Raw genomic sequence first — 22347 nt, 5'->3', positions numbered from 1 at the left:
CTGTTCAGGTTGCTCTCGGTCACATTCCTATACAGTTAGACGAGACGGACGCTCGAAAAGTTTCATCAACCTGGCGACCGTCAAGCCTCTAATCAGTTATCGCCGATATGATCCTGTTGCTGTACAAGCGATACATTACGTTGCGGTGTAAAGGTGGATATAGCATGCTTGTAAATCAGCTGTTGCTTCCCATCGGAATCAATAACAATTGTGAAATTGTCAAAGGCCTTAATCGTTCCCCGCACCTGAAATCCATTGATGAGGTATACCGTGACAGGTATAGAATCCTTCCGCAATTGATTCAGAAACGTATCTTGGATATTAATAGACTTGTTCATTTTAGCCGTACCCCCAATAATCATTTGGATTGTTTTGAAGTATATTCAAGGTCTGTTCGGAACTTTCCTGCTATAATTTCGTGTATTTGGGCTGCATGAGCAGAAAAATTTCCGAAATCAGTGACATCTACCCACTGGATATCCTTCATATGGCGAAACCACGAGAGCTGTCGCTTCGCAAAATGACGCGTATCCCGTTTTAGCCAAGTCACCGCTTCTTCCAAAGACACCTCTCCCCGCAGGTAGGAGGATATCTCTTTATAGCCTAGACCTTGCATGGAGATGGCATCGCTTCGCACTCCCCGTTCTATTAAGGAGGCTACCTCAGCAACAAGCCCTTGATCGAGCATCCCGTCGATTCGGTCTTCAATACGTTTATAAAGCATTTGCCTATCCATTGTCAAACCTACGATGCACAATTGGTAGGGAGACTCCTTCTTTTGACTGGCCAGTTGCGAGCTAAGTGTCCTTCCGCTAACATGGTAAATTTCCAATGCCCGAACGACACGACGACGATCATTAGGGTGCAGACGAAGCGCACTTTCGGGATCAACCGCCTGCAGTCGCGCATGAAGCGCTTCGGCCCCAAACTGTTCGGCAAAATCAAGCTGTTCCTGACGAAAAGCTTCATCAGCTCCTACCTCGGAAAACTGGTATTCATAGCAGACCGATTCCACGTATAAACCTGTTCCGCCTACGATAAACGGCAATTTTCCTCTGGAATGAATATCCGGTATGAGGCGACGGCAATCTTCCTGAAATGCAGCTACTGAATATGGGTATTCAGGCTCATGAATATCAATTAAATGGTGCTTGATTCCTTCCATTTCCTGTTTGGAAATTTTGGCTGTTCCAATGTCCATATGACGGTACACCTGCATGGAATCACCGGAAATAATTTCCGCGTCCCATTGCCGTGCCATCTCAATGCTTAGTTTCGTCTTGCCGACTGCAGTCGGGCCAACAAGAACAAGTAATTTAGGCTTAGATCCCGCTGTCAATATCAATCACTCCGTACACTGTTTTCGTTGTGCCCCGTTGCTCCACACGGAAGCCGAGGCGGGCAAATTCCCCGCTGCCCCGTTTTTCCTTCAATACAATTGTTTTCCGTGCAATCCGCTTGGCCTGAACAATGCTTTCCTCAGCTAATGCGTCCGGGTTAGCCAACCCTCTCAATGGACCGATTGCGCTGGAATCGAGCAACGGATCACGGAACATCGGGTCAAAATAAACAATATCTATACTGCGATCCGGCAAGCTGCGCAAAAAGTCCAGATGGTGACCAAAACAAACATCAATGCTGGAAAATGCCTCATCCACCGCGGAGTTACCGGAACGGTAATGCCTCATTCCATCCTTGATTAACGCATAGACGGGAAAAGAACTTTCCACAGCCGTTACTTGTCCAGAACTTCCCGTTCCAATGGAAAACAGGAGGGAATCCGTTCCGAGTCCTGCGGTACAATCCAGCACGGTATCGCCCGGAACGAGCCTGGCGGCAGTCAACATCGGATCAGGCTCACCTTTTAATACCCGCTTGGCACGAATGAAGCCCATACTCGGGTGAAAAGCCATCGTTGTCTGCTCCGGGCCAATCAGCCTCACTCCACCCTGCACCAGTACCAGAGCCTGACGGACTCTATGAGCAGCGATTAGCTTAGCTACTGATATGCCACGACGGGGGGCGTACAGCACCCCCAGCTCGGCTGCAAGCAGCTCCGCTCGCTGCACAACCTCAGCCGAGGGAGCATCCCCTGTCGTCACCAGTAATTCAGCTTGCTGCTCACGAAGCGTCATCTGCTTTTCTTCTTCACGGTTTTCCCAATCCTGCAACATATTTATACTCCCTTACATTACTCTTTTAAACAACTTCTCCAAATCATATGTGGAAAAGGAAACGACGATAGGACGCCCATGGGGGCAAGTGTACGGTTGTTTGCACGCTGCCAAACGCTCCAGCAGGACGACAGCCTGTCGATCGGTCAGCTTCTGATTGGCTTTAATCGAAGCTCTGCAGGAACACATAATCGAGGCCGCCTCGCGCAGCTTGGCAAGATCAATGGCTTTTTCCTCCAGTACCCATCCGGCCATTTCCTCAATGACATCCGCTTCTTCCCCTTTCGGGAGCCAATATGGATAAGAGCTGACACGGAAGGTTTGACCGCCAAAATGCTCCAAGTACACTCCCGCCTGTTCAAACCAGTGTAGCCTCGTTTTTAACTTTTCCGTCTCAGAAGGCGTAAAATCGAGTGTAATCGGCAGGAGGAGTTCCTGCGATACGGACTCGGGATTGCCGAATTTCTCATAATAAAACTCGTAATTGACCCGTTCATGCGCAGCATGCTGATCAATTAAATACAAGCCCTGATCGTTCTGCGCAATCAGATAAGTTCCATGATGCTGACCGATCAAATTCAGCTCAGGAAAAGTAGGCAGCTCGGGAGCTTCACCAGACATCGCTGCCAGCTGCTCGGCATTCAGGCGTGGCTGACGAGGCTTCTCGTCGGCGAAATAGCGCGAGTCCGCAGCATTTCCTGCACTCGGAGCCATAGAAGAGCGATAGGCGGCAGAAGCGGCCGTTTCCTGAGCAGCTTCGCTGTAAACAGAAGATGTGCCTACTGCAGCCTCGTCTCCTTGCACCTCTTGAGCACCGGACGACTGCCTATGAGCACCAGGGAGTGACATACCTCCGCTCCCATTGTTTTCATCCACAAAATCTGCATTCAATTCCTCATCGCTGACACTTGTCCCTGAAAGAGCGCTTGCCCGGTCAATGGCAGTTACACCCTCCCTGCGCGTACGTTGTTCACGCTCCGAGCTAACCCTGCGGTTCTCTTCATTCCCGTTCAAACGATTGGATTGACGCGGGTCCTGCCCCTTTAGAGAGGCCACGGAAAGCGGCTCTGCCAGTCCCCGGTCTTCGCCGGAAGAAACAGCACCTTCCGTTCTATTTCCCGTATCATATCCAGTATCATGTCCCTTCGAAAAGTGAAACTGCTCCTGTACAAACGAGCCACTATCCTTGCCGCCGATTTCGCGCTTGACGGCCTTCGGAATCAGCACCTGCTGCCCCAAAACAGCTTTTATCGAATCCTCAACCAGCTGAAACAGTTCGGTCTCCTTGCTGAACCTCACCTCCAGCTTGGCGGGATGAACATTAACATCCACCAATGAAGGATGCATTTCCAGCTGGATCACTGCCAGCGGAAAACGATTAATCGGCAGCAACGTATGATATGCCTTAAGCAGCGCCTGATTGAGCCCGTAGCTGCGCACAAAGCGACCATTCACTACGGTTGAAATCGCATTCCGATTCGATCTGGTCCACTCCGGTCGACTGACAAAGCCGCTAATGCGGTAATCGAGGCTCTCTCCTTCCAGCGGCAGCATGGACTTCGCCGCAGAAGTTCCGTAAATCGCGGCAATCACCTGCAGCAAATCTCCATTGCCCAGCGTTTGCAGCAATGTATTGCCGTTATGTCGCAAGGTAAACGCAACTTCCGGGTGTGAGAGCGCCATCCGGTACAGCACATCCGAAATGTGCCCCAGCTCCGTCTGGATCGTTTTCATATATTTCAGCCGTGCCGGCGTATTATAAAAAAGCTCCCGAACGGTAAAATCCGTGCCTTGCCGGGCGGCCGCATCCTCGTGAAGCATCAGCTTGCCGCCCTCAATCACCAATTTACGCGCACGCCCATCGTCTCCGGCTGCCGTAAGCAGCTCCACTTTCGATACAGCGGCGATACTCGGAAGCGCCTCACCCCGAAAGCCCAGACTCGTAATCTGAAACAGATCGCGGCCATGTCCGATTTTGCTGGTTGCATGGCGATAGAACGCCGTTTCCACGTCTTCAGGCTCAATACCGCTGCCGTTATCCGTAACCCGGATACTTTGCAGCCCGCCTTCTTCAACAGATACGTCTACACGCGTACCGCCTGCATCAATCGCATTTTCCACCAGTTCCTTCACGACGGAGGACGGACGTTCCACAACCTCGCCAGCAGCAATCTGGTTCGCAATATGCTCATCCAGTACCCGAATTTTAGACATCCTTTGCACCTCCTCCTGACTTCAAAGTGTGATGAAAAACAAGAAACTAATCACGTCATTTATTTTACTACAGGCCGTTGGCCTTGTTTTTTAATTCGTTTAACAGCTGCATCGCCTGCAAGGGAGTCATGTTCATGACATCAGCATTTTTCACCTTGCGCAAAATTTGGCGTACAACCGGATTAGCCTCAGCCGTCTCTGACTCGGACTGCGACTTAACGGGAGCAAGCTCCTGCTCTCCGAAAATAGACAGCTGTATCACTCCGGTCGCCCCCTGCTCTAACACACTGGAATCTTCCGCAGCCTGTACAGTATCCTCTTTTACAAGGGTGGCTTGCTGCGATAAAGGCTGGGCTTGTGATGCAGCTGCTCCCTGTTCTCGCAACATCTGGGGTGAATTGTCCCGGTTCTCCGTGTTCAGAGAAGAAGCGGCTCCTGTCCCTGAGCGTGTACGATGGGCTGTTGCTTCCTTCGCTCCCGCTACGTTCTCAGTGCCTGCCGTTACTTGGGCTGCCGCTTGTTCAAAGCCATGCAATAGCCCATTTGCACGCTCAATAATGTTACTTGGCAGCCCTGCCAGGCGGGCACAATAAATGCCATAGCTGCTGCTAGCCGCGCCCTGTATGAGCTTGCGCAGGAAATTTACCTTGTCGCCGCTTTCCTGAACTGCCATGGAATAATTCCGCAGCGAGGACAGACTTTGCTCCAAATGAGCCAGCTCATGAAAGTGCGTAGACACCAGTGCTTTACAGCCGATGATATCATGGACAAATTCGATAACCGCCTGCGCAATCGCCATCCCCTCACTTGTGGACGTACCGCGTCCCAGCTCATCGATAATGATCAAGCTTCGCGGGGTTGCCTTGTCCGTCATCACTTGGATATCAGCCATTTCCACCATAAACGTACTCTGCCCACCGATGAGATCATCCGCTGCGCCGATACGTGTGAAAATACGGTCCAGCATCGGTACTTTTGCACGTGCAGCCGGGACGAAGCAACCAATTTGAGCCATAATTGCAATGAGTGCAACCTGACGCATATACGTACTTTTACCAGCCATATTTGGACCCGTGATCAGTAAAATATGCGCATCCGATTCCTCCAATGCAGTGCCGTTGGCGATAAAACTGCCATCCTTCATTACAGCCTCCACAACGGGATGCCGTCCCTGCTCGACCACAAAATCGTAGCCCGTTGTCAGTTCAGGCTTCACAAAGCCGCGCTCTGCGCTCACGGATGCCATGGACTGATATACGTCAATTTCAGCTACCTGCTCTGCCAGCTTTTGCAGACGGGGAATTTCAGCGTTCAGCTTACTGCGCAGCTCGGAGAAAAGCGTGTACTCCAGATCGACCATTTTATCTTCAGCTTCCAAAATCAAGGATTCCTTTTCCTTCAGCTCTGGTGTAATATACCGTTCCGCATTCGCCAGCGTCTGTTTGCGCTCATACCGCCCTTCCGGTAATGAGGCCAAATTGGATTTGGTCACCTCGATATAATAACCAAATACTTTGTTATATCCGATTTTGAGCGACCGGATGCCCGTTGCAGCACGTTCCTTGGCCTCCAACTCGGCGATCCAGCGCTTGCCGTTCACACTCGCCTCCCGCAGCTCATCCAGACGCTGATGGTAGCCTTCCTTAATGATCCCCCCGTCCCTTACGGAGATTGGCGGTTCATCCGCTACCGCTTCCTCGATCAACGCACACAAATCTGTACAGCTATCCAGCGTTTGGGCAATTCGTCTCAGCGTCTGTGAAGGCGATTCGGCGCACAGTTCGCGCAAACCCGGAATCCGGGCCAGCGACAGCTTAAGAGCGATCAGATCGCGTGCATTAGCGCTGCCAAAGGCAATTCGTCCAACCAGTCGCTCCAGATCGTAAATCTCTTTGAGCTGAGCACGCACATCTTCACGGAAAATGAACTGATGGTATAGCCTGTCCACTGCCTCCAGCCGCTCCTCGATCATATGACTGTTCAGCAGCGGCTTGTCGATCCAGCGACGCAGCAGACGCGCTCCCATCGATGTCTCCGTCCGATCCAGCAGCCACAGCAGCGAGCCTTTCTTCGAGCGTTCACGGACCGTCTCCACCAGTTCCAGGTTCCTACGGGTAAATGGATCCAAAATCATAAAATGGTTCGGCTCATACACCGAGATTTGGGTTAACTGGCCGAGCGATCTTTTTTGCGTTTCATTCAAATAAGCAATCAGACGCGATACACACTGTCTGCGTTCTTCTGTAAGCCTTGCCCACGCAGCCTCGCCAAATTGATCTCGCACAAGATCATCCTTGGACTTGTCCCAAGCGGTATAGACAACACGCCGCCCAACGGGCGACAGACGGGACGTCACGAAATCGAGCAGATGACCGTCCCCTAGCATTTCGGATGGCTCATAAATGTTGATTTCATCCAGCAGCCATTCTTTCGAATCTGGCACGGAGGTCACATACAGCTCACCTGTTGACAAGTCGCACGCCGCCAATGCCAGCATCCCGTCCGTCTCCGTAACACAGACCATGTAGTTGTTGGACTTGTCGCCCAGCGCCTTGCCTTCCATGACCGTACCCGGAGTCACAACGCGGACGATATCCCGCCGTACCATTCCCTTCGTAGCTGAGGCTTCTTCCATTTGTTCACAGATGGCTACCTTATAGCCCTTCTCAATAAGGCGCTGTATGTAATTTTCCGCCGAATGGTAAGGCACGCCGCACATCGGAATTTTTTCCGTGGCGCCACCCTCACGACCTGTAAGTGTAATTTCCAGCTCTTTGGATGCAAGAATGGCATCGTCAAAAAACATCTCGTAAAAATCTCCCAGGCGAAAAAACAAAAATGCGTCTTTGGCCTGCTCTTTTATAGATAAATATTGCTGAATCATCGGTGTATAATTGGACATCGTCTGCTAACCCCCACACTTTTCCGTTAAAACTTGCATTACCTATCATTATAACAAAAATGACAGTCGATAACATAAAAGCATCCCGGCCGTCGCCGACTGATTTTACGAAAGTTTCCAAAATGGACGCAGATCCCGCGACTCATCCCACTGCTTCCCCTTGTGGAGGCTATCCAGCAAAGGCCCGATATAAGCTTCATATTGCGGATATACCTCTAGTGAAACGATATCGGGAATAAGAGGCTCCATATACTTCTTAAGTAAAATCTGGTTTCCTTCATAAAAGGCTCGGTGAGCCTCCTCCTCATCCAGCGGTCTACGCTGTAAACGAGGGTATTGAGACGCGATAAGAAAAGCCATTCCAATCACACCTTTTGCCAGTTGGGGCGAGACCAGAAAGCTGGGCAGGGTTCGATATTCGAAGCCTCCGTACGACTGACGGCGAAAGTCTCCCAAATTGCCATAATGTGGTCTGCGCCGAGCCGCGCGCTTGTCTTCCAGCAGCGCCAAAGGCAGCGCCAAATAATTGTCCAGCGTCCGCAGCAGCGCCCCGTTTAGCGGCACCCCGCTAAAATGCAGATGTCCGCCCAGTGGAAAGCCCGGTTGTGGCATCCCGCCTGCCTGCCAGATGAGCGTTCGGTCGCCAATACGCCGGGCAGCTGTTGCAAAAGCTTGACGCAGGTGCTTCAGCAGAAGGGTCGGATCGCTGCTCGGTGCAGGACGTAGCTCAGCTACCGGATATAGCGTCCGTCCTCGGCGCGATACGGCATCGCAGCCTGCCACGCCAATGCGGCTCAAATACCTTGAGGCCGGAACTATCCGCCCCTCGGGCATCCGAACCAGTAAAAATTCGGGGTCCATGCCGATCAGCAGTCGGTTTCTCCCGCGTTCCGCTAGAAAGTCCTCCTCCTGAGCCTCTTCTTCACGCGCTGCAGCTTCATAAAGCGCATCCAAGCGTCTGTCGTTCAGCCATGGCTGTGCCGCAACATCACGCACCTGACAGCTGCGTTCCCCCAGCAGCGTCAGCACTACCTCACCGCTGTCCAAACCAAGTGTGTACAGCGTACGCACTGCCAGCCGCTCCATCCGGATATATAGCTGTGAATTACGATCCAGCGCAGACGGATCATATGCGCGGACTTCGGGACGGCCTTCATGGAAACGGTCTTCATGGAAACGCCCTTCAATGATACGTCTTCGAATTTCCAGCACCTGCAATTGATGGATTTGTACTGCATAGCCTATCGCAAAATCCGCTGTGCTGCCATCCATCCAACGAACCGATATACCCGAACGCTCCAGCCTGCGCTTTTTTTCATCATTCGGCATCTGTCTAAAGCGTCTGAGCGCCTGTCCCGGCTGCTGCATCATGCTTCCCTCCCTACGGATTACGTATGGATTATGTCTGCATAACAACAAAAAGGAGGGCCTTTGCCCCCTGCGCAGAATCAGACCGGCGCAAAGAGTAAAGCGGCCCTCTTTTTGTTTACCTCCGTCAGAGCTCGTCGTCAATGAGGTCGGGGTCGAGCTCCTCATAGTCCCCTTCTTCCGCTCCAAAATCATAATCCTTGTCAAAATCATCACTGCTGCCATTCGGGAATACTTCCACAACAATTTTCGTTTCCGCCACCAGCTCCACCGCAAATTCCCGCTCGACCCGGATCATTACGCTGCCGCCCCCGGAAGATACACTGGCCTCAACGCAGCTCGGCTCCTGTGTAGCTTCGGCGGATACTTCCACTGTAGATGCCCGATGCTTCGGATCAAGATACGAAAGCGGCACATGTTCCACGTACGACACCGTTTCCTTAGCCACATCGGTCTGCGAGTTTTTATCGTATGAGTACCAAATATTGATGTCATACGTCCCGACGACCTCAATGCCGTCCCCGGCCGCCACAGCTTCATACTGGTGGTTAATAATCCATGCCCCCAAAATGCTGGTTGGATTATTGGGCGGAGTTACGGTATGGGTTACGGTAGAGAATCTGCGACCTTTTCCACAGATCGCTTTAGTAATAATCTCTCTACGATTTTTATGACTCAATGCCATTCTTGAACCTCCTCCATACAATCAATCATTCCATACATATGTATGCAGGTTGTGGGCGAATGTTGAGTGAATAGGCGAAAAGGAAAAAATATTATTTGTATAAGCTTATGCCGCAATGGCTTGAACTCATGCACGCCAATGTGCTACGTGCTGCTCTACAATCTGTAAAAATTCGCTGAGAGCCGGAGATCTCCATTTTTTCGTATGATAAGTGACCTGAGTAGCCACCTGTTGCTCACTGTCATCCCACGCTAAGCGTGTCATTTTCCCTTCACGCAGCTCATTTTGTACCGTGACCAGCGGAAGCAGCGCAATCCCCAAGCCTGCCATGACACATTGCTTGATGGCTTCAATGCTCCAAAACTCCAGACTCGGGTCCGCAAAAATACCGTGTCTGTTCAAATACTGCTCAAACAGAATACGGTACGTACAGCCAGACTCCGTATGCAAAATAGTTTCATCCTTTAAATCACAAGGCTCTACCCTTGAATAAGCAGCCAGTGAATGCTCAAGTGGCGCAACCAGTGCCATCGGCTCGTGGATGAGCGTGGTCACATGCAGCTCCCTGTCCTCCGTCTCAGGCTGAAGCAAAAAAGCCAAATCCAGCTCGCCGGAGCGAACCATATCGCGCAATTCCCAGCATTCGCCGGGCTTAAGGACGATTTTAACCTTCGAATACCTCTCCCTGTACTCACGAATCAAACCCGGCAATCGAAAAGCAGCCAGCGACTCCGGTGCTCCAATTTTCAGCGTACCAGTCAGCTCCGATGCTGAACAAAGCGCATCCTTGGCCATCGCATGCATCTTGGAAATTTCCTGCGCATAGGGCAGCAGGCGTCGTCCGGCGTCCGTCAGCATAATTTTCTTGCCGATACGGTCAAATAGCGGCGTACCCAGCTCGGCTTCCAGCGATTGGATTTGAGCCGTGATACTTGACTGTGCATAATCCAATATACGCGCCGCTCGTGTAAAACTGCCGGCTTCCACCACATTTAAAAACGTAAATAAATGGCGCGATTCCATAATCCGCTCCTTCCATCGTTTTTTTCGATGCAATCTATCATTATATTCCGTTTTTCCGATAGATTGATTATCTGATAAGCTGGAGGAAATGACAAGAGAAAGAAGGATTTTCTGCATGACAAGTCAACACAAGCTGCAATCCACCATTGGTCTTCCACAGGCCATTGCGCTCTATATCGGAGCTGTGCTGGGTTCGGGCATATTGATTGTACCCGGTCTTGCCGCCCAAATGGCGGGGCCGGCATCACTGCTGGCATGGGGCTTTATGACCCTGCTCATCTTGCCAATGGCACTGTCCATGGGCCTCCTGTCCGCTAAATTTCCGAATGCAGGAGGGGTATCACATTTTGTCACGCTGGCCTTTTCACCACGTGCCGGTTCATATATTGGATGGTTTTTTCTCATGTCCGTTCCGATCGGGGCACCTGTTGCCGCACTCACCGGAGCTGGCTATATGACCGCTGCCATGGGCTGGGGAGAGGAAAACCGCATTATGCTAGCCGCTGCCATGCTGGCTGTGGGACTGGTGATCAACTGGATCGGCATGAAGGTGGCTGGACGCATTCAGATTGCTGTCGTCATTGCTATTGTAGCTGTCCTTATTTTCGCCATTGCCGCAGCACTTCCCGAGATGAAAACCGTGCACTTCATCCCCTTCGCTCCTCATGGCTGGCTCCCTGTCGGTCAGGCAGCCGCGATTCTGTTCTGGTGCTTCATCGGCTGGGAGGCCGTATCCCATATGTCAGAGGAATTCACCAATCCCCAGCGGGCGGCTGTTAAAGGTGTAACCATTGCAGCTATCATCGTTGGGCTGCTGTATTTCCTGACTGCATTGGCTACGATCGGGACACAAAGCTACCTTGCGGGAGGGTCAGATGCTTCCCTTGTATGGGTGATCAGCCGAGCTATCGGTCCATGGGGCGCAGTCATCGCGGGCTTGACGGGAATCTTTATTTGTACTGCAACGATTATTGCTTATGTTGGTGCCGCTTCACGGGTCGCGTATGCTTTATCCCGACAAGGACACGCCTTCGGCTGGATGGGGATATTATCCCGGCGTTTCCATACACCTATCGGGGGCATCGCTTTTCTTGCCGTTTGCTTCGTGATCATTATGTCTCTGTACAGTAGTGGCGCCGTTTCACTCACCAACCTCATCCAGTTCCCGAACGCCACCTTCATTCTGACCTATCTCGGCGGCTGTGCGGCGGGAATTAAGCTTCTACGAGGCAGTCGCTGGGGTGTCGCGATCAGCTCAGTGTCATTCTTCTCAACAGCGGCCGTTTTTCCCTTTGTCGGGTGGGCCATGCTCTATCCTGGACTGATCAGCATTGCCCTATGGATCACAGGACGTATTCGGCGCAAGCATTCCCTGCCTGCTACGGCCTCTGCCGTTATTGAACAAGAAAAGGCCACTGTCCATCACTAGACAGCAGCCGCTCAAGGCTTTTACTCTAATTTTTCACCGGAGTAGGGGCCTTGTCCTTTTTGGCGATTTTCAAATACTGGTACAGCTCATGCGTAAGCTGCAAGAGTGCCGAACGAATCTCGAACTCCTCCCTTGTCGCGGGAAGCTCCATTTCTTTAAATTCCTCACGAACCTGTTCCAGCAGCTTCTCGGTCTGACCTGTATAATGTCCGGCCAAAACGTCATGGCTAAGCTGGTCGAACAGCTCGGCCAGAAGCTTGGCCTGCGGCATGTGTTGGTACATTTGCGCGATCAGCTGCATCATATTTTGAATCGAATCCAGTTGCTCCCTGCGCATATAAAAATACACATTCCAGCCCTCTTGGGGACGGAGCATCTGATTTTCCAATGAACGCCCCGCTTCGGTCACCCCCTTGGCGATGATACTGTTCGCTTCGATAACTTCCTTGCCATCCCATATGTATGCCGGACTACGCAGTGTATTGGCTATGTTTCTGAATATGACGGAAAATGTCCGATCAACCTCGTGCCGAATTTGCTGCATCGTGTTATCGGAACGCGGCATATAGGCCAAATTGACGACCATGGCGGAGCCCAGTCCAATAACGAGCAGAGCCAGCTGGGTCAGAAGCACCTCCATATCAATCACACCGCCGCTAAATACACGGAAAACAACAACCGATCCCGTGACGATCCCTTCCTTAAAGCCTACGCGTACAATGACCGGGAACGCCGTCAAAATATATAATGCCAGAACCCAATCATGGAATCCGAAAACAACAAACAAAACACAAGCAAAAAGAAGCCCCACAACGGATGCAAAAAATCTCGCTGAAATGGTACGGAGGCTTCTCTTGCGTGTGACATCCACCCCCAAAATAGCCAAAAGTCCTGCCGAGGTAGCTCCATGAATGCCAAAACCATCCGCAATGAGTACGGCCATTAATGCGGCAATAGCCGTTTTAATTGTACGAAAGCCCATGAAAAAACTCTGTCCTCTCTAGGTGAAATCTGTGTCAGCATTCTGCATTGTTCGATTTCCGACACTCAAAAGAACAATATCATAGATGAACTAAACCGTTCCACTCTATATATTGCAGATTTAAATCGCTCTTTGGATTTATGCAAAATGCTCGTTTTCATAAATTTTAAGTAATTTCATTTTCATGGTACTTTATTTTCACGTTTTACACAAATATTCAGAAATTTATATTACCGATGAGGACGACCGGACAACAGACGATGCTCGACATACACAACCGCCTGATACATCAGTGTAGCTACGATGGCAATGATCAGCAGACTGGACATCACCAGCGTAAAATTGAATACCTGAAAACCATAAATAATCAAATAGCCCAGCCCGTTTTTGGCCACCAGAAATTCACCAACAATCACACCAATCCATGCCATACCGACATTGACTTTCAGCGTAGAGACGATAGCGGGGAAGGATGCAGGCAAGATCACCTTTTGGAACGTATCACGCCGCGATCCCCCAAACGTCCGTACTACCTTGATCAGATTCGAGTCAACTTCCTGAAAGCTGTTATACACGACCAGCGTCGTAATGATGACTATAATGGAGAGAGTCGTCATAAGGATAGCCGTAAAGCCCGCCCCAAACATGACGATAAAAATCGGACCCAGTGCCACCTTGGGCATACTGTTGAACACGACCATATAGGGGTCCAGCACCTTCGACAAAAACGGCGACCACCAAATAAGTACAGCCAGCAGTGTGCCTAACAGCGTTCCGAGTAAAAAACCTGCTATAGTCTCTCCCACCGTAACGCCGACATGCCCCCATAGCTCACCACTGATCGCATCCTTGCCAATCTGAGTGAATATTTTGCTCGGGTAGCTGAACAATAGTACATCAATCCACTTCATCCGGCCCGCAATTTCCCATAGTACAAATAAAAGCAATAAAATAGCTGTCTGTACACCTGTCACCAATCGCCGCTGCGAACGCCTGCCACGCCGATACTCCTGATGCAGCTCTTGAATCCAGCGTTGCTCAAGCCGATCCGCTTCATCCCTCATGGTCTAACTCACTCCTTTACTCCCGAAGCCTCCAGTTCACCCCATATTTCATGAAAAAGCTCATTAAAGCCCGGCTGATCACGTGCATAAAAAGGTTGAGCTTCTCGAATGGATTTTGGAATGTCGAAGGTACGCCGAATGTGGCCGGGATTACGGCCCAGCACAATGATCCGGTCGCTGACCGCAATCGCCTCGGCCAAATCGTGTGTAACCAAAATAGCCGTCTTCCCCCGCTCGCGCAAGGTTTCGGCAATCAGGTCTTCCAACTGCAGCTTGGTCTGATAATCCAGCGCAGAGAACGGCTCATCCAGCAGCAGCAGTCCCGGATTGGTCGCCAGCGTTCTCACCAGCGCCACACGCTGGCGCATTCCTCCGGACAGCTGGGACGGATGCAAATGCTCCTTGCCTTCCAGGCCCATGCTCTCCAGCAGCAGACGTGTCCGCTCGCGCGAAGCCTCATTTACCCTCTTGCCTAGCTCCAGACCCAGCAAGGCGTTATCCATAATCGTCCGCCATGGGAACAGATAGTCCTGCTGCAGCATATAGCCGACCTCCGGGCTCGGGCCGCTCACTGGCCGTCCTTGCAGCAGCACCTGGCCCGCTGCTGGCCGCAGCAGCCCGGCGATCATGGACAGAATCGTCGTTTTGCCACAACCACTCGGGCCGACCAAGCTGACGAACTCCCCTGTCGCCACGGAAAAATCAATATTTTCAACCGCCAGCGAAGCTTCCCGATCCGTTACATACACATGCGTTACTTGCTGCAGCCTCACCATCGGGACCATTACATCCGAAGGAGATCCGCTTCGTGCCCCGATCATGGCGAACCTCCGGTGTTCACATCTGCATCCGTAGTTTGGTTTGTGCTCGCTTTCGCAGGCGAGTTGGTGTTATTGGTAGATGCCGAAATTGCCTGCTGGGCAAAGCTCGCATTCACCAGCTTACCCAGTACAACGGGACTTTTCAGCTCTCCTGCCGAGGTCATGATATCCTGTAAATTCTTCCATTCCTTTTCTTCAATCATCGGGTTCAAAGCATAGGTACCTTGTTCCTTGTAGCGCTTGATGCTGGTCGTCAGAATCGCCAAATCTATATCCTTAAAATAAGGCGTAATCGCCTCAGCAATCTGTTCAGGTGAATGTGCAGCAATCCACTGCTGGGCCCGGTATACAGCGTTTGTAAATTTTTTCGCGGTCGCGGCATTCGTGTTCAGATAGCTTTGTTTTGCCATATATACCGTATATGGCAGCTCGCCACTCTCCACACCAATGGAGGCAACTACCCGTCCACGGCCTTCCTTTTCAAAAATAGATGCCTGTGGCTCAAACAACTGTACATAATCCCCTGTCCCGGAGCCGAATGCAGAGGCCACGTTGGCAAAATCAATATTTTGAATCAGCTTCAGATCCTGATGAGGATCAATGCCGTGCTTGCGCAGGCTAAATTCCAGCGACATTTGTGGCATTCCGCCCTTGCGTTGACCTAGAAAATTTTGCTTTTTCAGCTTTTCCCAGTCAAAGCTGCCCTGCGTTTGACGAGCAAACAGAAACGTTCCGTCCTTCTGTGTCAGTTGGGCAAAATTAATAACGGGGTCCTCCGCCCCTTGCTGATACACATAAATGGATGTTTCCGCGCCGATCAGTGCAATATCCGCCTGATTCGACAGCAACGCCGTCATTGCCTTATCACCTCCAGGAATGGTCGCCAATTGGACATCCAGTCCCTCCTGAGCAAACATCCCCTGGCTCAAGGCTACATACTGCGGCGCATAAAAGACCGTGCGGGCTACCTCGCCCAGTCTGATCTCAATCATCTGCTCTCCTTTGGGTGCGCACCCGCTGAGCAGCAGCAATCCGAGCAGTGCAGCAGCCACCACAGCTTTGCAACGAGCGCCGGTTTTCATCCTTGTTCCCTCCCCACCTTTTACATCGTTGACTTCATATATTGTTATGCAACTGTCTATATAATGGTTAATCGCATACAAAAAAACCGCGTTCACCCAGGAACGCGGGGCAGATGCACATGCAATCACATTATAGTTTGTATATGGATATATATTTTTCTTCCAGATAGTCGGCGAGATAATCCGGGTTCAGATCCTCACCCGTAATAGCTACAATCAGCTCGGACGGCGTCCGGCTCTTGCCATAACGGTAAATCCGTTCGGTCAGCCATTGCTTGATCGGCTCAAGTTCTCCGGCAGCAATCAGCTCATCCAGGTTCGGCAGCTCCTTGCGCAGCGTCGCCAAAATTTGCGCCGCATACATGTTCCCCAGTGAGTAAGAGGCAAAATAGCCAAAATCACCACCGGACCAGTGAACGTCCTGAAGTACGCCCAGCCCGTCATTCGGCGGGACAAGCCCCAGATACTCCTTATATTTCGCATTCCATACCTCTGGAAGACGCTTCACATCCAGCTTTTCATTAAATAACATTTTTTCAATTTCATAGCGGATAATGATATGTAAATTATATGTCAGCTCATCCGCTTCAATCCGAATTAATGAATTTTCCACACGGTTAACGGCCCGATAGAATTGCTCTGCCGTAACCTTCGCCAAGCGCTCAGGAAAATACTTTTGCAAGTCATCGTAATATCGATCCCAGAAAGCACGACTGCGTCCGATTTTATTTTCCCACAACCGGGACTGGGATTCATGAATCCCCATAGAGGTTCCTCCAGACAGGAGCGAGCCTGCCAGTTCAGGGGCAATATTTTGCTCATACAGTGCATGACCGCCTTCATGCAACGAGCTGAAAATAGCACTGGTCACCTCATCTTGCAAATAATGTGTTGTTATGCGCACATCACCCGGATTTAATCCTGTTGCAAAAGGATGTACACTTTCATCCAAACGACCTGCATCAAAGTCATAACCCATTTGTCTCAAAATAAACAGACTGAACTTCTCCTGCTGCTTGACATCAAACACACCGTCCAGAAAGCTCCTATCCGGCTGGTTGGGTGAAGCCTGGATTTTGGACAATAGCGGCACAAGGCGCTTTTTAAGCCGATCAAACACGGCATCCAGCTTATCAACGGTCATACCCGGCTCATATTGATCCAAAAGCGTGTCATATTCCGTGTCCTTGATTCCCCAGTAGCCGATGAACTCACGTTTCATATCCACGATTTTTGACAAATACGGTTCGAATCCAGCAAAATCGCTATGTTCCTTCGCTTCTTCCCATTTGCTCTCGGCCTGTGCAGCAAGCGTGCTGTATTCCCGGTAACGATCTGCCGGAACCGAACGATTCAGATCATAATTTTTACGGCATTCCTCCACCAATCTGCGATCATTGTCCTCCAATTGCTCCAACTTGTCCGCGGCGGCAAAAAATTGCAGCAATTGCCCTATTTCATCCGAGATCATCAGCTTGAACATTTCAGTGGACAGTATCCCCAGCGTTTCCGAACGAATGTCAACACCCTTACGCGGAGCACCTGTGCGTAAATCCCAGTGCAGCAGGCCCACTGCTTCGCCATAGCTGCTGATTTTGTGAGAAAGCTCCTTTAATGCCGTCAATTGATCTAACGTCTGTTGCTCCATTATTGAAGTCACCTCTTTAACTAAAAATGGATAAAACTTTACAATGCTTATTACTTGATGATAATGATAATAAAAAGTATAATCAACACACAACACGCACAGCCAGCTTCTGATACACATTTAAAAGTCGTCAGAACTACATATCCACCAAGGAGTAAAGCTTGATTTACGGCCTGTGCTGACCGGAAATTAGGCTTCTTCTATGCTGGTCTGTCGCCAATCATTATTCATAAAAATAAAATGTATACGGAGGGAACAATCGTGAATCACCTCAAAGAGATACTGGATTACAACCGTGTTTTCGTAGAAAACAAAGAATACGAGGCCTATCGTACAGGCAAGTTCCCTAACAAAAGAATGGTCATCATTACGTGTATGGATACACGGCTAACTGAGCTGTTGCCTAAAGCCATGAACCTGCGCAATGGTGATGTCAAAATTATTAAAAATGCGGGTGCGATTATCTCCCAGCCTTTCGGAAGCGTAATGCGTAGCGTACTGGTTGCCCTGTATGAGCTGGAAGCGGACGAGGTACTCGTTGTAGGTCACTATGAATGCGGTATGGCTGCGCTGAACGCCGACCATATGGTCAATGAAATGCTGGATCGCGGTATTTCGCAAGAAGTGTTGAACACACTGGAAAACTCGGGAATCAAACTAAACAAATGGCTGAAAGGTTTTGACAATATTGAGGAAGGGGTCGGCAGTACAGTAAAGCTTATTAAAAACCACCCGCTCCTCCCGCCCAATACACCTGTTCACGGGATGGTCATTCATCCGGACACCGGAGAGTTAACGCTTGTCGTTGACGGAAACCAGCAGTAAGCTTTTCAAAAGCCAGAAAATATCCTTCTCTAAATCAAAGGGGTGCCCTATAGCCATTTTTATGGCTTTTGGGGCACCTCCTTTTTATGAAAAAAGCGCATATGCAGGCCAAATGATCAGAGCAATTGGAGACTAATCTATGAACACTCTGTGTGAAAGTTGTCAAACCATACAGTTTCAGTGTACACTTTTTATGAAGCTGCAGAATATCTGCCACAGGGCTGTTACAACCGTTACTATAATGGATGAAGGAGATAAGATCGATGAATTTACTATCGTATGGTCTGTTGGGGCTTCTCGCCAGAGAGGAATCCTCCGGTTATGATCTGATGTTGCGTATCCAGCCTTTTTGGCAGGCCAAGCACAGCCAGATTTATCCGCTGCTGTCCCGTATGGAGAGCAAGGAACTGCTAGCCTCCCGCTGGATTCAACAGTCCGACAAACCTGATAAAAAAATGTATACCATTACCGACAAGGGAATCCATATGCTTCAGCAATGGTCTCAGGAATCGGTGGCTGCTCCAATCACACGGGATGAATTAAGTCTTCGACTGTTCTGCCTTTGGTTGACAGACAAAAGCAGTGCCAACCGCATGCTGGAGGAACGCAAACGCCATTTCATTCAGAAAATCCGGCATTTGGAGGATATACTGGAGCGCATTCCTGCAGAAGATTTACATTTTGGCAGTAAGAACTTTGGTGACTACATCTTAGTGCAAAAAGGTCTTATGAACGCCAAAGCAGGCTTGGAATGGTGTCAGTTAGTTTTGCGCATGCTGCTTGCCGGGGACGTCAGACCGGACACAAATCCGTTTGCGCTTAAATCGCAAGGCTGAATGGATTAGTCAATTCAAGCATGGGATTCAGGTATCGTTATCATTAAATTTTAAAAAATTCAAATTCTTTGAAACCCTTTTCCATTCATTGCGTAATACGGGTAAGCGGTTGTTTGACCTATTTCAAACCAATTTACTGAGGGGGATTATATTTACATGAAGAAGGCATTTACTTTGAAAAATATGATGATGCTGATGATGGCTTTTACATTGTTGATTGCCATGATTGCGCCGTCTACAGCTGATGCAAGGCGAGGTGGCGGATTTAAATCCGGACCAAGATCTTATCAATCTACACCAAGCAAGGCAAATGACAGCAGCAGCGGCATCAATAAGTCTGATAGCGGAACCAAATCTAGTGCAGCTACGGCTAACACAAGCAGAACCGGTGGATTTCTCGGCGGTGGCGGCGGATTCCTCAAAGGTATGATGCTGGGTGGCTTGGCAGGCATGCTCTTTGGCGGACTGTTCGGCAACATGGGTGCACTGGGCAGCTTGCTCGGCCTTGCCGTCAACGTTCTTGCCATATACGTCCTGATTATGGTTGGTGTAGGTATCTACCGTGCCATCAAAAACCGCCGCAGACCTGATGACTCCCGTGGAGGACGTTACTAAGCTATGATTTTGAGTATGGATGAAATTATTAACTCCATTTGTTTGCATATGGCTGAACGCAAGGGTGTTCAGCCCACCGATGTGGTTGTGGAGCTAAGCTGGGATGAGGATACAGGCTATACAGCCGAAGTTCATGTACAGGGCCGCAGTCAGTATCTGGTAGAGGCGAACATGATTGAGGCTATCCTGCGTTACCTGCATTCCGAATACAATATTCGTGCTTATCGCGAGCAGGTCAGATTGGATCTGGATGAAGAAATTACGGCTATTGTCCAGGTCTGAGCGTATATCGCACAGATTAGTTGTGCTAAGCACGTTATGCAACAGCAGAACCGACCTTCGCTTGATGCAAGGGTCGGTTCTTTTTTGAATTCATCTACCTGTGCGGCACCCTTTCGAGCAAGCCACGACCGTATATTTCCCGAAACGGCTGTTCCTCCATATGGATATATCCGATATAGCAGCCGCATTCCTTCATCCGGCACGGGCGCTTGGCGCTCAGACCTTCCAGACCATCCCTGTACAGGTGCCCAATCACACGTCGATCCTGATAGCAATGCTTAACTCGTCCATCGCCTTGGACATAAAATACATCCTCCCCGGCACGACATGCTCGCCCCAAGCTGCTGTAATCCTGCAAATTCCATTGAAAATAGGGGTCGATCACAGCCAATTCAGCCTTCTCGGCATCGGTATAATAATGGGGACGATCCTTGTAGGCGTTGATCCACAAATAAACATCCTTTGGAAGCTGCGATCGTAAGGAACGAATAGCCGGAAATGCTTGTCTTAATCCGACTGTACCGACACTATAGGAAATCCCAAGCTCATACAGCTTCATAGCCTGTGATATAAAAGCCTGCTCTTTCGTCTCTCCAGGGTGATATGTAGCCCACAGCGCAGCCGTTGCCGGATTCAGCTCCTTCGCCCAATCCAGCTTAGCCGACAGATTCGTCTGTACTGCCACTTTTTCCACATGCGCCATGTGGGAGAATTCAACCATGGTTCTGCGATACCAGGAATGAATCAAGGCTTCTCCATACGGATTAAAAAAAATGGAAAGTCGGTGCCCCAAAGCCCCCTGTTCCCGTACCCAATCGGCAAAACGCTCCAACTGGACCCGATCCTTGTCCAGCGTCTCCCGACTATCCACGTTTTTACTGAACGGACAGTAAGGGCAGGCATAGTTGCAGGAAGTCAACGAACCACGATAATATAGGGTTGCTCTCATGCTCCTGCGTACCCTTCCATACGTTCCCGTACAGCCGTGGAGATCATCCAGTCCCCAATCGCATCCGAATAGGCCATTCCTTCCTCCGTGAGCCGCAGCGAGCCCTCCTCAACGACCGCCATACCCGATTTCAGCAACAACGACATTCCTGTAAAATCGTCGGGCAGGGGTACACCAAAGCGCTCTGCGTAGGCTGATAAGTTCAAGCCTTCCCGATGGAGAAGCGCTTTTAGAATAAAACGCCGTTTGCTCTCATCCGCATTTAAAATAAAACCGTAGTCTGCCAGATCATGACGCTCCGCAGCAACGTAATCTGCAATAATACTGCGGGTAGCTGCGGCGCTAACACCGTATCGACTCGCATAGTGTACATTGCGCGTATAAGAGCGTGCACCACAGCCCAGACCCGCCATGCCTTCCTCCTGACAGCTATATGGCAAAAGCTCCTTGTCAGACGCACCCTCATTTTTAGCAAAACGGCGCATGGAATATTGTACATATCCTGCCTGCTTAAGTCTTTCGCGTGCTGCTTCATACAAACTTAGCCGGATATCATGCTCCAGCCCGGTATAACCCGGCTTCAAAATCGTATTTTCTCGAATATAAAGTGGATAGAGAAAAATCTCTCCCGGCGAGTAAGACAGGGCTTCCTCCAGGGAATACAGCCAGGTTTCCAGCGTTTGCCCAGGCAGTCCATAGATCAGATCCACATTTAGCAAAGGAAAATTATATTCCACCAGCCGTGCGAGCGCTTCACGCACAAGCTTGGGCTTCTGCGGTCGGTAAATGGCCGCACTCTCTGATTCCACAAAGCTCTGGATGCCCATACTGACACGGTCTGTCCCACGGCGCTTGAGCACCTCCAGCCGATCCTCAGTCACCGTATCGGGAGAGGTTTCCACTGAAATGGAGGCACGCTTAGGGTTCAGTCCCATAATATTCTCTGCAATGTCAAACAACCGTTCGACCAAAGGCGCCTCCAGTAAGGTCGGTGTGCCTCCCCCAATGGCAAAACGTGAAAAAGGCCGCCCGCCCATAATAGGCGCCCATTGCCGGGCTTGTCTTTCAAGCGCATCCACATACTCCTTATGTACATCCAGCCGCTTGTCTGGCAAGGTGAACAGGTTGCAAAATCCACAGCGAGCCGCGCAAAACGGAATATGCATATACAAAAAGTAGCTTTCCAGCTCCTCCTGCTCCCACAATTCCCGTAATGAAAGCGGAGTATCCAACGCCCGATAAGCTGTTTTGTGCGGGTAAGAATACAAGTAGGAGCGGTAGGGAGCTTCACGGATCGTACGTGCCCATTCATCAGGGTTCTCAGGCCACAAAAACCTGGATGATACCAGGCTTAGGTCCTTCCCCGAAGAGGTATCGGCAGTTGCTCCTGTTGGGTATGGATGATTTGGATTCATGGCTTTCATTTCTGCTCCCTCCTCGCGCTGGAT

General features: G+C 50.2%; 20 protein-coding genes. 5 read left to right on the top strand and 15 right to left on the bottom strand.

The annotated features are described in order from the left end of the window. Positions 1-92: 92 nt before the first annotated feature. The 8 genes from hfq to B4V02_RS11145 all read right to left on the bottom strand — a co-directional run bounded on the left by hfq (position 93) and on the right by B4V02_RS11145 (position 10366). Complete coding sequence (gene hfq, locus B4V02_RS11180) at positions 93-338, bottom strand: RNA chaperone Hfq (RefSeq protein WP_094154820.1); 246 nt, start codon at positions 336-338, stop codon at positions 93-95. A 20-nt stretch (positions 339-358) separates the two neighbouring features. Next, positions 359-1339 carry a tRNA (adenosine(37)-N6)-dimethylallyltransferase MiaA gene (miaA, locus tag B4V02_RS11175; protein WP_094154819.1) on the bottom strand — a complete coding sequence of 327 codons (981 nt, stop codon included), beginning with the start codon at positions 1337-1339 and terminating at the stop codon, positions 359-361. Next, positions 1323-2174, bottom strand: a complete 852-nt coding sequence (locus B4V02_RS11170; RefSeq protein ID WP_094154818.1) for a class I SAM-dependent methyltransferase — start codon at positions 2172-2174, stop codon at positions 1323-1325. The genes miaA and B4V02_RS11170 overlap by 17 nt, the downstream gene beginning before the upstream one ends. A gap of 12 nt (positions 2175-2186) precedes the next feature. After that, the gene (gene mutL / locus B4V02_RS11165; protein WP_094154817.1) at positions 2187-4388 is read right to left on the bottom strand and encodes a DNA mismatch repair endonuclease MutL; all 2202 of its coding nucleotides are present in this window, start codon (positions 4386-4388) and stop codon (positions 2187-2189) included. Between the two features lie 67 nt (positions 4389-4455). Then, complete coding sequence (gene mutS, locus B4V02_RS11160; protein WP_094154816.1) at positions 4456-7290, bottom strand: DNA mismatch repair protein MutS; 2835 nt, start codon at positions 7288-7290, stop codon at positions 4456-4458. A gap of 105 nt (positions 7291-7395) precedes the next feature. Beyond that, on the bottom strand, positions 7396-8661 hold the full coding sequence (locus B4V02_RS11155; RefSeq protein WP_094154815.1) for a putative amidoligase domain-containing protein: 1266 nt from the start codon (positions 8659-8661) through the stop codon (positions 7396-7398). A 124-nt stretch (positions 8662-8785) separates the two neighbouring features. After that, entirely contained in the window at positions 8786-9343 is a 558-nt protein-coding gene (locus B4V02_RS11150; RefSeq protein WP_007430697.1) for an outer spore coat protein CotE, read from the bottom strand. Positions 9344-9469: 126 nt separating this feature from the next. Then, the gene (locus B4V02_RS11145) at positions 9470-10366 is read right to left on the bottom strand and encodes a LysR family transcriptional regulator (RefSeq protein ID WP_007430698.1); all 897 of its coding nucleotides are present in this window, start codon (positions 10364-10366) and stop codon (positions 9470-9472) included. A 115-nt stretch (positions 10367-10481) separates the two neighbouring features. Here B4V02_RS11145 and B4V02_RS11140 point away from each other — a divergent pair, with 115 nt between their 5' ends. Then, positions 10482-11795: an amino acid permease gene (locus tag B4V02_RS11140; RefSeq protein WP_094154814.1), complete on the top strand. Its 1314-nt coding sequence runs from the start codon at positions 10482-10484 to the stop codon at positions 11793-11795. 25 nt (positions 11796-11820) lie between these two features. Here the strand turns inward: B4V02_RS11140 and B4V02_RS11135 are convergent, their stop codons facing one another. From B4V02_RS11135 to B4V02_RS11115, 5 genes are all read right to left on the bottom strand, one after another. Continuing rightward, complete coding sequence (locus B4V02_RS11135) at positions 11821-12777, bottom strand: aromatic acid exporter family protein (RefSeq protein WP_094154813.1); 957 nt, start codon at positions 12775-12777, stop codon at positions 11821-11823. 230 nt (positions 12778-13007) lie between these two features. Continuing rightward, positions 13008-13841: an ABC transporter permease gene (locus tag B4V02_RS11130; RefSeq protein ID WP_094154812.1), complete on the bottom strand. Its 834-nt coding sequence runs from the start codon at positions 13839-13841 to the stop codon at positions 13008-13010. Positions 13842-13849: 8 nt separating this feature from the next. After that, on the bottom strand, positions 13850-14626 hold the full coding sequence (locus B4V02_RS11125; RefSeq protein ID WP_094156985.1) for an ABC transporter ATP-binding protein: 777 nt from the start codon (positions 14624-14626) through the stop codon (positions 13850-13852). Between the two features lie 32 nt (positions 14627-14658). Beyond that, a complete protein-coding gene (locus B4V02_RS11120) occupies positions 14659-15744 on the bottom strand; it encodes an ABC transporter substrate-binding protein (RefSeq protein WP_094154811.1) in 1086 nt (361 codons plus the stop codon). A gap of 130 nt (positions 15745-15874) precedes the next feature. Continuing rightward, positions 15875-17392 (bottom strand): carboxypeptidase M32, encoded by a 1518-nt coding sequence (locus B4V02_RS11115; RefSeq protein ID WP_094154810.1) that lies wholly within the window; start codon positions 17390-17392, stop codon positions 15875-15877. Positions 17393-17653: 261 nt separating this feature from the next. On the opposite strand from B4V02_RS11115, the gene B4V02_RS11110 reads away from it, so the two are divergent. From B4V02_RS11110 to B4V02_RS11095, 4 genes are all read left to right on the top strand, one after another. Then, on the top strand, positions 17654-18217 hold the full coding sequence (locus B4V02_RS11110; RefSeq protein WP_094154809.1) for a beta-class carbonic anhydrase: 564 nt from the start codon (positions 17654-17656) through the stop codon (positions 18215-18217). A 263-nt stretch (positions 18218-18480) separates the two neighbouring features. Then, positions 18481-19053: a PadR family transcriptional regulator gene (locus tag B4V02_RS11105; RefSeq protein WP_007430707.1), complete on the top strand. Its 573-nt coding sequence runs from the start codon at positions 18481-18483 to the stop codon at positions 19051-19053. A gap of 156 nt (positions 19054-19209) precedes the next feature. Beyond that, complete coding sequence (locus tag B4V02_RS11100) at positions 19210-19668, top strand: hypothetical protein (RefSeq protein WP_094154808.1); 459 nt, start codon at positions 19210-19212, stop codon at positions 19666-19668. Between the two features lie 3 nt (positions 19669-19671). Next, positions 19672-19950 carry a YxcD family protein gene (locus tag B4V02_RS11095; RefSeq protein ID WP_094154807.1) on the top strand — a complete coding sequence of 93 codons (279 nt, stop codon included), beginning with the start codon at positions 19672-19674 and terminating at the stop codon, positions 19948-19950. Positions 19951-20044: 94 nt separating this feature from the next. Here B4V02_RS11095 and B4V02_RS11090 read toward each other — a convergent pair whose 3' ends face one another. Next, positions 20045-20899 carry an STM4011 family radical SAM protein gene (locus B4V02_RS11090; protein ID WP_094154806.1) on the bottom strand — a complete coding sequence of 285 codons (855 nt, stop codon included), beginning with the start codon at positions 20897-20899 and terminating at the stop codon, positions 20045-20047. Then, positions 20896-22323 carry an STM4012 family radical SAM protein gene (locus B4V02_RS11085; RefSeq protein ID WP_094154805.1) on the bottom strand — a complete coding sequence of 476 codons (1428 nt, stop codon included), beginning with the start codon at positions 22321-22323 and terminating at the stop codon, positions 20896-20898. Before B4V02_RS11085 ends, B4V02_RS11090 begins: the two co-directional genes overlap by 4 nt. Between the last annotated feature and the right edge of the window lie 24 nt (positions 22324-22347).

Origin of the sequence: Paenibacillus kribbensis, assembly GCF_002240415.1 — a bacterium.
In the GTDB taxonomy this organism is placed as follows: domain Bacteria; phylum Bacillota; class Bacilli; order Paenibacillales; family Paenibacillaceae; genus Paenibacillus; species Paenibacillus kribbensis.
Note: the sequence above shows the minus strand (reverse complement) of the source record. Positions and strands in the feature narration are given on the sequence as shown.